This window comes from Streptomyces sp. NRRL B-24572 (assembly GCF_002156145.1).
GTDB lineage: Bacteria > Actinomycetota > Actinomycetes > Streptomycetales > Streptomycetaceae > Streptomyces > Streptomyces vietnamensis.
On the sequence record NZ_MWIG01000560.1, the window covers coordinates 1 to 9,162 of the forward strand.

At 71.8% G+C, this 9,162-nt stretch carries 11 protein-coding genes; 9 read left to right on the plus strand and 2 right to left on the minus strand.

Annotated features, from left to right (window positions below; all coding sequences use genetic code 11):
• The 4 genes from CCN56_RS29830 to CCN56_RS29845 all read left to right on the plus strand — a co-directional run.
• The coding region (locus CCN56_RS29830) for a beta-ketoacyl-ACP synthase 3 (RefSeq protein WP_086831058.1) at positions 1 to 779 on the plus strand (779 nt) is incomplete at its 5' end.
• A gap of 144 nt (positions 780 to 923) precedes the next feature.
• On the plus strand, positions 924 to 1,481 hold the full coding sequence (locus CCN56_RS29835; RefSeq protein ID WP_086831059.1) for a hypothetical protein: 558 nt from the start codon (positions 924 to 926) through the stop codon (positions 1,479 to 1,481).
• A gap of 353 nt (positions 1,482 to 1,834) precedes the next feature.
• Positions 1,835 to 2,323 (plus strand): sigma-70 family RNA polymerase sigma factor, encoded by a 489-nt coding sequence (locus CCN56_RS29840; protein ID WP_086831064.1) that lies wholly within the window; start codon positions 1,835 to 1,837, stop codon positions 2,321 to 2,323.
• Positions 2,324 to 2,360: 37 nt separating this feature from the next.
• On the plus strand, positions 2,361 to 2,849 hold the full coding sequence (locus CCN56_RS29845; RefSeq protein ID WP_041128305.1) for a GNAT family N-acetyltransferase: 489 nt from the start codon (positions 2,361 to 2,363) through the stop codon (positions 2,847 to 2,849).
• A gap of 26 nt (positions 2,850 to 2,875) precedes the next feature.
• Here CCN56_RS29845 and CCN56_RS29850 read toward each other — a convergent pair whose 3' ends face one another.
• Both CCN56_RS29850 and CCN56_RS29855 read right to left on the minus strand, forming a co-directional pair.
• Positions 2,876 to 3,307 (minus strand): hypothetical protein, encoded by a 432-nt coding sequence (locus tag CCN56_RS29850; RefSeq protein WP_086831060.1) that lies wholly within the window; start codon positions 3,305 to 3,307, stop codon positions 2,876 to 2,878.
• A gap of 2 nt (positions 3,308 to 3,309) precedes the next feature.
• Positions 3,310 to 3,672 (minus strand): hypothetical protein, encoded by a 363-nt coding sequence (locus CCN56_RS29855; protein ID WP_041128303.1) that lies wholly within the window; start codon positions 3,670 to 3,672, stop codon positions 3,310 to 3,312.
• Between the two features lie 559 nt (positions 3,673 to 4,231).
• Between CCN56_RS29855 and CCN56_RS29860 the strand changes: the two genes are divergently transcribed.
• The 5 genes from CCN56_RS29860 to cbiE all read left to right on the plus strand — a co-directional run.
• Positions 4,232 to 5,287, plus strand: a complete 1,056-nt coding sequence (locus CCN56_RS29860) for a methionine ABC transporter ATP-binding protein (protein ID WP_256962237.1) — start codon at positions 4,232 to 4,234, stop codon at positions 5,285 to 5,287.
• Positions 5,284 to 5,952 carry a methionine ABC transporter permease gene (locus tag CCN56_RS29865; protein ID WP_041128301.1) on the plus strand — a complete coding sequence of 223 codons (669 nt, stop codon included), beginning with the start codon at positions 5,284 to 5,286 and terminating at the stop codon, positions 5,950 to 5,952. The genes CCN56_RS29860 and CCN56_RS29865 overlap by 4 nt, the downstream gene beginning before the upstream one ends.
• Positions 5,953 to 6,044: 92 nt before the next feature.
• A complete protein-coding gene (locus CCN56_RS29870; RefSeq protein WP_086831062.1) occupies positions 6,045 to 6,899 on the plus strand; it encodes a MetQ/NlpA family ABC transporter substrate-binding protein in 855 nt (284 codons plus the stop codon).
• A 219-nt stretch (positions 6,900 to 7,118) separates the two neighbouring features.
• Positions 7,119 to 7,754, plus strand: coding sequence for a GNAT family N-acetyltransferase (locus CCN56_RS29875; RefSeq protein WP_086831063.1), 636 nt, complete (start codon positions 7,119 to 7,121; stop codon positions 7,752 to 7,754).
• Positions 7,755 to 7,827: 73 nt separating this feature from the next.
• The coding region (gene cbiE / locus CCN56_RS29880) for a precorrin-6y C5,15-methyltransferase (decarboxylating) subunit CbiE (RefSeq protein WP_256962238.1) at positions 7,828 to 9,162 on the plus strand (1,335 nt) is incomplete at its 3' end.

The following is a 9,162-nucleotide window of genomic DNA, read 5'->3' on the forward strand; positions in this document are numbered from 1 at the left end:
CCGCCCACGCGGCCGGCAAGGCGCTCGCCGCCGCCGGCCTCACCGCCGGCGACATCGACCTCGTCCTCGTCGCCACCTCCACCGCGATCGACCGCTCGCCCAACACGGCCGCCCGCGTCGCCGCCCGCCTCGGCATGGGCTCGCCCGCCACCATGGACCTCAACGTGGTCTGCGCCGGCTTCACCCACGCCCTGGCCACCGCCGACCACACCGTCCGGGCCGGCGCGGCCCGCCGCGCCCTCGTCATCGGCGCCGACAAGATGACCGCGATCACCGACTGGACCGACCGCACCACCTGCGTCCTCACCGGCGACGGCGCGGGCGCCGCGATCGTCGAGGCGGTCGAGACGGACGCCGGCGGCATCGGCCCGGTCCTGTGGGGCTCCGTCCCGGAGATGGGCCACGCCGTCCGCATCGAGGGCACCCCGCCCCGCTTCGCCCAGGAGGGCCAGTCCGTCTACCGCTGGGCCACCCAGCAGCTGCCGGCCCTCGCCCGGCAGACCTGCGAGCGCTCCGGCATCGCCCCCGAGGACCTCGCGGGCGTGGTCCTGCACCAGGCCAACCTGCGGATCATCGAGCCGCTCGCCGCGAAGATCGGCGCCGTCAACGCGGTCGTCGCCCGGGACGTCGTCGACTCCGGCAACACCTCGGCGGCCTCCATCCCGCTGGCCCTGTCCAAGCTGGTCGAACGCGGCGAGCTGCCCTCCGGCGCCCCGGTCCTGCTCTTCGGTTTCGGCGGCAACCTCTCGTACGCGGGACAGGTCGTCCGCGTCCCGTAGGGCCCGGAGCCCCGTGACCCGTTCGGCGGAGTGCCGGTGGCGGGGGGCCGGGGGCGGACCTAGCTTCGATCGCGGTGAGGGTCGTTCCCTTCCGGACGCGGAATCGCTCCGCGTCCGAGCCCTCGCGTGATCTGGAGGACCGCCATGCGCGTGATACGTGCCGCTTCCGCCGCCCTGCTCGGCGCCGTCGCCGTCGTCGCGATCGCGCCCCTGGCCGTGGCCGGCGACGGCGACGGCAACATCACGTCGTTCGGCTTCTCCGTCACCCCCGCGACGATCGCCCCCGGCGGCACCGTCACGCTCACCTCGGACGGCTGCGAAGTGCCCTCCGTGACCGTCACCTCCACCGTGTTCGAGACCGTGACCCTCAACGAGGGCCGCCCGGCCACGGCGACCGTGGACGTCGACGCCAAGGCCGGCAGCCAGGTCGAGATCACCTTCGACTGCAAGGGCGAGCGGGGCACCACCCAACTCACCATCGCCGGCGGCGACACCGGCGGGACCACCGGACACGACACCGGCACCGGCACGCACACCGGCGCCCACAAGGGCGTGAAGGCCGGCTACGGAACCGCCGCCGCCTCCGGCACGGCTGCAGAGGGGCTCGGCACCACCGAAGTGGTCACGGGCGTCCTGCTGATCGCCGGAGCGCTCGGCGCCGCCGTCGTGCTCACCCGCCGCCGCGCCGGCGGCCGCGCCTGAGAACGGCCCCTTCGCCCCGGTGTGACGAGGTCCGGGGCGGAGGGGCGCCAGTACGCGATGGTCGTACGCGGGCGACGGGTCCCGCGTACGACCACAGGGGTGTGAGGAGGAGGGCGGACGTGGGGCTTTCCGACGGCACGGGCGGCCCGGACGGTACGGGCGGTCCGGACGGTACGGCGCAGCCGGACCGCACCGGACGGCGTGGCGCCTGGGGCGTCATCGCCGTCGTCCTCCTCGTCGGCGTGCACCTCGTACGCGGCGGTACGGGGGACTTCCAGGGCGCCGGCCCGCCGCAGCCCCTCGCCGCCGCCGCACCCGACGGGACGCGGGCCGGTGTCGCCGCCCTCGCCCCGCTGCTCTCCGCCGAGTCCGACGCCGAGGCGCCGGCCGCCGGCGTCGACCCGGGCGACCTCGAACAGGCCGTCTGGCTCCGCCTCCTGGAGCAGCTCCAGGAGACCGGCACCGCCCCCGAACGGCCCGCCGAATGGCTGCGCCGCGCCGTCCGCGCGGAGGCGCGCCGCGCCCGCAGGACCCACGACCGCGAACGCCCGTACCGGGACGAACCCGTCCACGAGCCGGGTGGCGCCGAGCCGGAGCACTCCCTCCTCGTCGCCGAGGGCCGCCGCACCCTGCGCGCAGCCGTCACCAGGACACCCGGCCGCTGCCCGAAGGTGCTCACCGCGATGCTCGACCCGGAGGACCCCACCTACCGGGAAATCGCAGGAGAGTTGGGTATCTCACAGGGCAGTCTGGGGCCGATGCGTTCCCGTTGCCTGGGATGTTTGCGCAGAATGCTGGCGGCAGAGGTTCCCGCCCCGGATCGACGGGGAAGGGTGCGGTAAACCGATGATCGACCAGATGAGCGGGAGGCGTGCACACATGGGCCTGAGTGTGACCATCTCAGCAGCGGAACCGCAGGACGCGGAGCACATCCTGAAGCTGCAGTACCTCTGCTACCAGAGCGAGGCGGAGCTGTACGGGGACTGGTCCATCGAGCCGCTCACCCAGTCGCTCGACGCCCTGCGCGCCGAACTCGACGAGGGGTACGGGCTCGTGGCCCGGCTCGGCGACGAGGTCGTCGCCTCCGTACGGGCCCGCCTCGACGAGGAGGGCACGGTACGGATCGCCAAGCTGATCGTCCACCCGCGCATGCAGCGGCACGGCCTCGGCGGCCGCCTCCTCGACGGCATCGAGCGCCACTTCGCCTCGGAGGCGGAGGAGACGGCGTCGGCCAAGCGCTTCCAGCTCTTCACCGGCCACCGCAGCGAGGGCAATCTCCGCCTCTACCGCAGCAAGGGGTACGCGCAGGTCGGCACCCGCGAACTCGGCCCCAAGCTCACCCTGGTGACCCTGGAGAAGGCCGCCTAGGCGGCCCCGGCTCCTCCGGACGGGCCCTATGCGGCCTTGGCCGACTTCCGCAGCCACCAGATGCCGGTCAGCGGCAGCAGTACCGGGATGAAGATGTAGCCGTAGCCGAAGTCGGACCAGACGGTCGCGTCGGGGAAGGCGGACGGCTCCACCAGCGTCCAGGTTCCCACGATCAGTACGCCCGCGAGCTCGGCGGCGCAGCACACCAGCGCCGCCCTGCGGGCCTTCTCCCCACCGCGTACCAGCGTGTACGTGATGAAGACGTAGACGACCGCCGCCACCGCCGACAGGCCGTACGCGAGCGGTGCACGGTCGAACTCGCCGGCGATCTGGTAGATCGAGCGGGAGACCGCGCCGACCGACATCACGCCGTACAGCCAGACGAGCAACATGCCCGGGCCCTTGACCAGGCGGGTCCTTCCCCGGCGCTCGGCCCCCGGGGTCTCGGTCGCGGTCATGGTCAGCCCACCGTCCAGATGTCGTAGAGACGCACTTCGAGCACGGCCAGGACGACCGCGCCGGCCGCCACCGTCGCCGAACCCCACCGGCTGCGCTCCGCGAGCGACATGAAACCGGCGATGGGCACCGCGCACAGCGCGCCGAGCAGATAGGCGACGAAGATCGTCGTGCCTTCCTCGGCCTTCTCGCCGCGTGCCAGCTGCACGATGCCGACGATCAGCTGGACCAGGACCAGGAAGGTCACCACGGCCATGCCGATGAAGTGCCAGTCCTTGGTGGACTGGTCACGGAAGGCGGCGAAGCCGCACCAGGCGGCGAGGGCGAGCGCGGCCACGGAGACCGCGACCGTCAGGGCGTCAAGCATGCGCCCGAGGGTATTACGGCCCGAATGGCCCGGTGCGCTCACCCCCACCTCCTCGGCACCCCGGCCCACCGCGTGGCCTTGGCCACATCCCGTACCCGATCGCCCTCCCCGGCGGCACCCGACCGAGGGCCGGATCCCTCCAGGCCACGCACGGAAACACGCGTCGGCGGGCGGCTCCGGCGCGTCCGCATGGCGTCTCAACGACGTCCGCTATTCGGACAACCCCCTTCCCTTCGCAGCTGCGCATGTTTTACTTGCAGCCATGACCACGACGAGCAGCCGCACCCTTGCGACCGAGGCGAACACGACGCCCGGTGCTCGTTGTACGTGTCGAATGTGCGCCATCTGAGGGCCCCCGCCTGAGCCTCGCGCCCCGAAGCGAGACCCCGACGGCCGATCCGATCCGACCACCATCCGGTGCCGGACCGTGCCTGCCCCGCGCACCGCTGCCCCCGGCCACCAGCCGGCCGACAGCCCCCCGTGCGCCTGACTGTCCGAATGACGAATGCCCGTGCACGACGGACCCCGCGTCGCGCACTCGACAGTGACGGAAACCCCTGTGATCACCACTTCGGGCCTGACCAAGGTCTACGAGTCGCGCGGCCGGCAGGTCACCGCTCTGGACGGCGTCGACCTCCACGTCCGCGAGGGCGAGGTGTTCGGCGTGATCGGCCAGAGCGGCGCCGGCAAGTCCTCGCTCATCCGCTGCGTCAACCTCCTGGAGCGCCCCACCTCCGGCACCGTGACCGTCGACGGCGTCGACCTCACCGCCCTCGCCGGGAAGAGCCGCCGCGCCGGCAAGGACCTGCGCCGCGCGCGCAGCAGCATCGGCATGGTCTTCCAGCACTTCAACCTGCTGTCCTCCCGCACGGTCAAGGACAACATCGAGCTCCCCCTGGAGATCCTCGGCGTCTCCGGCGCCGAGCGCTCCCGCCGCGCCCTGGAACTCCTCGACCTCGTCGGCCTCGCGGACAAGGCGAAGTCCTATCCCGGCCAGCTCTCCGGAGGCCAGAAGCAGCGCGTCGGCATCGCCCGCGCCCTCGCCGGCAACCCCAAGGTCCTGCTCTCCGACGAGGCCACCAGCGCCCTCGACCCGGAGACCACCCGCTCCATCCTCCAGCTCCTGCGCGACCTCAACCGGCAGCTCGGCCTCACCGTCCTGCTCATCACGCACGAGATGGACGTCGTCAAGACGATCTGCGACTCCGCCGCACTGATGCAGCACGGCCGCGTCGTCGAGTCCGGCACCGTCGGCGAACTGCTCGCCACCCCCGGCTCCCAGCTGGCGGCCGAGCTGTTCCCGGTCAGCGGCGCCCCCACCGGTCCCGACCGCACCGTCGTGGACGTCACGTTCCACGGCGAGGCCGCGACCCAGCCGGTGATCTCCCAGCTCTCCCGCACGTACAACATCGACATCTCGATCCTCGGGGCGGCGATGGACACCGTCGGCGGGAAGCAGATCGGCCGGATGCGGATCGAACTGCCCGGACGGTACGAGGAGAACGTCGTCCCGGTCGGCTTCCTGCGCGAGCAGGGCCTCCAGGTCGAACTCGTGGAAGACGACGTACAGCAGCCGGCCGCCGCGCCCGCGCTGGTGAAGGAAGGTGCCAAGTGACCTGGTCGGAGATGCAGCCCCTCCTGGAGCAGGGCACCGTCGACACCCTCTACATGGTCCTGTGGGCCACCGTCGTCACCATCGTCGGCGGCCTGCCGCTCGGCATCCTCCTCGTCCTCACGGACAAGGGCGGACTGCTGCAGAACCGGCCGGTGAACAAGGTCGTCGGTGCGATCGTGAACGTCGGGCGTTCGCTGCCGTTCATCATCCTGCTGATCGCCCTGATTCCCTTCACGACCTTCGTCGTCGGCACCTTCATCGGCCCGACCGCGATGATCGTGCCGCTCGCCATCGGCGCCATCCCCTTCTTCGCGCGCCTCGTCGAGACGGCGATCCGCGAGGTCGACCACGGACTCGTCGAAGCCGTCCAGGCCATGGGCGGCGGCATCCCCACCATCGTCCGCAAGGTCCTGCTCCCGCAGGCCCTGCCGTCCCTCGTCTCCGCCGTCACCACCACCGTGATCGTGCTCATCGGGTACTCCGCGATGGCCGGCGCGGTCGGCGGCGAAGGCCTCGGCTCCAAGGCCGTCACCTACGGATACCAGCGCTTCGACACCACGTTCATGCTCGTCACCGTCGTCGTCCTGGTCGCCATCGTGACCGTCGTCCAGCTCATCGGCGACGGAGTCGTCCGACTCCTCGCCCGCCGGGGCCGTACCGCGTAACGGCCCCCGGCCACCCCAAGACTTCGTTTTCGAAGAACAGCCCGGACTTGTTGTCCAGGCGTCCACCGCTCCACCGGAAAGAGGCACTCTTCGTGCGCAAGAACATCAAGCTCACCGCCGGTATCGCCGCCACCGCAGCCCTGGCCCTCGGCCTCACCGCCTGCGGCACCTCCTCGGACCCGTCCTCCTCCAAGGACTCGGCCGGCTCCGCCGACAAGCCCCTCGTCGTCGCCGCGTCCCCGACGCCGCACGCCGACATCCTCAACTTCGTCAAGGACAACCTGGCCGAGAAGGCCGGCCTGAAGCTGGAGGTGAAGGAGTTCACGGACTACGTCCTGCCGAACACCGCCACCCAGTCCGGCCAGGTCGACGCCAACTTCTTCCAGCACAAGCCGTACCTCGACGACTTCAACAAGAAGAACAAGACCACCATCGTCCCGGTGGTCAACGTCCACCTGGAGCCGCTGGGCCTCTACTCCAAGGGCCTCAAGTCGCTGAAGGACATCAAGGCCGGCCAGACGATCGCCGTCCCGAACGACACCACCAACGAGGGCCGCTCGCTCCACCTCCTCGCCGAGAACGGCCTCATCACCCTCAAGGACGGCGTCGGCACCGACGCCAAGCTCTCCGACATCACCGACAAGAAGGGCCTGGAGTTCAAGGAGCTGGAGGCCGCCACCGTGCCCCGCGCCCTGAACGACGTGGACGCCGCCGTCATCAACGGCAACTACGCCATCGAGGCCAAGCTGTCCCCGGCGAAGGACGCCCTCGTCCTGGAGAAGGCGGAGGGCAACCCGTACGCCAACTTCCTCGCCGTCAAGGCCGGCAACGAGAAGGACGCCCGCGTGCAGAAGCTCGCCAAGCTCCTCAACTCGCCCGAGGTGAAGAAGTACATCGAGGACACCTACAAGGGCTCGGTCATCCCGGCCTTCGGCGCCGCCGAGTAAGGCAGCACCGCAGGAAGACGTCCGAGGGACCGTCAGACCGGCTCCCCCGTACAGTCCTTGAGCAGAAGGCCCCCGCATCCCGTCCGATGCGCGGGGCCTTCGCCACACCCGTCCCCCACATCACCCGGCACACCCGACCCGGCCATGCGCACCGGCGCCCGCATGCTGCATGCTGTGCGTTCACGGTCGATTCGGACGGTCCACGGCATGGAGCTGCGCATGACTACCACCTTTCCGGACATCTCCATCAACACGGACCGGTTGGTGCTGCGCGCGCTCGAGGAGGCGGACGCCCCCGCCCTCGCCGAGATGATGAACGACGAGATGGTCGCCGCCTGGACGGCCGTGCCCCAGCCGTACACCGAGGACGCCGCACGCGGCTGGATCACCGAGTACGCCCCCACCGAACGCACCGCGGGACGGGGCCTCGACCTCGCCGTCACCGAGTTCCTGACCCAGCGTCTCGTGGGCATCGTCCAGCTGAGCAACACCGACTGGCGGGTCCGCTCCACCGAGATGTCCTACATCATCGCCCCCTGGGCCCGCGGCGAGGGCTACGCCTCCGAAGCCGCGCTCGCCACCGCACAGTGGCTCTTCGGCGACCAGAAGTTCGAACGCCTGGAACTGCGGACCGCCGCCGACAACACCGCCTCCCAGCAGGTCGCCCAGAAGATCGGCTGCATCAGCGAAGGCGTCCTGCGCAACGCCTGCATAGCCCGTACCCGCACCGAGGACGGCACCTGGACCGAACTGCGCACCGACTTCATCGTCTGGGGCCTCCTCCCCGAGGACCTCGACGGCGTCGCCGACCAGATGGCCGAGGCCGGCTACTCCTCGTACACCGACTGGAGCTGAGCCCCCGCAGCGATCCCGGGGTACGCTCGGCACGCCCCCGACCTGCGACAACACCCCAGGGAGACAGACGACGATGGCCGACCGCGTCACGGTGATCGGTTGGGACGGCTCGCCCCTCACCGCGGCGGCCCGGTCCGCGCTCTCCGCCGCCACCCTCGTGGCCGGCGCCGCCCACCACCTGGCGCTGCCCGAGGTGCCGCCCGGCGCCGAACGCATCCGCCTCGGCAGCGTCGACCTCGCGGCCCGCCGCATCGCGACGCACCGCGGCACCGCCGTCGTCCTCGCCGACGGCGACCCCGGCTTCTTCGGCGTCGTCCGCACCCTGCGCGCCCCCGAGCACGGCCTGGAGGTCGAGGTCGTCCCCGCCGTCTCCTCCGTCGCCGCCGCCTTCGCACGGGCCGGCATGCCCTGGGAGGACGCCCGGATCGTCGTCGCCCACCAGCGCACCCTGCGCCGCGCCGTCAACGTCTGCCGCGCCCACCCCAAGGTCGCCGTCCTCACCTCGCCGGGCGCCGGACCCGCCGAACTCGCCCTCCTCCTCGACGGCGTCCACCGCACCTTCGTCGTCTGCGAGGAGCTCGGCACCGACCGCGAACAGGTCTCCGTCCTCACCTCCGACAAGGCCGCCGACCACGCCTGGCGCGACCCGAACGTCGTCCTCGTCATCGGCGGCGCGGTCGGCGGCACCCCCGCCGCCCCCTGGCTGATGGGCCAGGACCCGGCCGCCCGCACGGTCCGTGGCTGGGGACTTCCCACCGAGGAGTACGACTCCGAGGACGAAAGCCCGGGAACCGGCCGGGTCCGCCCCGGCGCGGGCGCGGACCCCGCCCTCCGAGCCGCCCAACTGGCCCGCCTCGGGCCCCGCACCGGCGACCTCGTCTGGGACATCGGCTGCGCGGGCGGCGCGTTCTCCGTCGAGGCCGCCCGTTTCGGCGCCGCCGTCATCGCCGTGGACATCGACCCGGCCGCCTGCGCCCGCACCGAACGGGCGGCCCGCCGCCACGGGGTCCCCCTCCAGACCGTCCCGGGCCGCGCCCCGCACGTCCTGGAGAGCCTGCCCGAACCCGATGTCGTACGGATCGCGGCCGGCGGCGTCCCCGTCGTCACCGCCTGCACCGACCGCCGTCCGGAACGCATCGTCGCCCACGCCTCCACCCGCGACGAGGCCGAGGCGATCGGCGCCGCCCTCGCCGACGNNGGCAGGGTAGGCTGGCCGATTGTTGTACCGCACCGGGACGTTCGGCACTCTGTTCGCCAATGTCCCGAATGGGGGGCCGTTTTGTGCCGCCGATGTGGTACGCGACAAGGGGGGACCGCGCGACGTGGCGCAGTCCACAGCGCACCGTGGCGGATCTCCCTGCCACGATGGCCGAGGGCCGCGACAATGTGTGGGTGTCCGCGTGCTTCG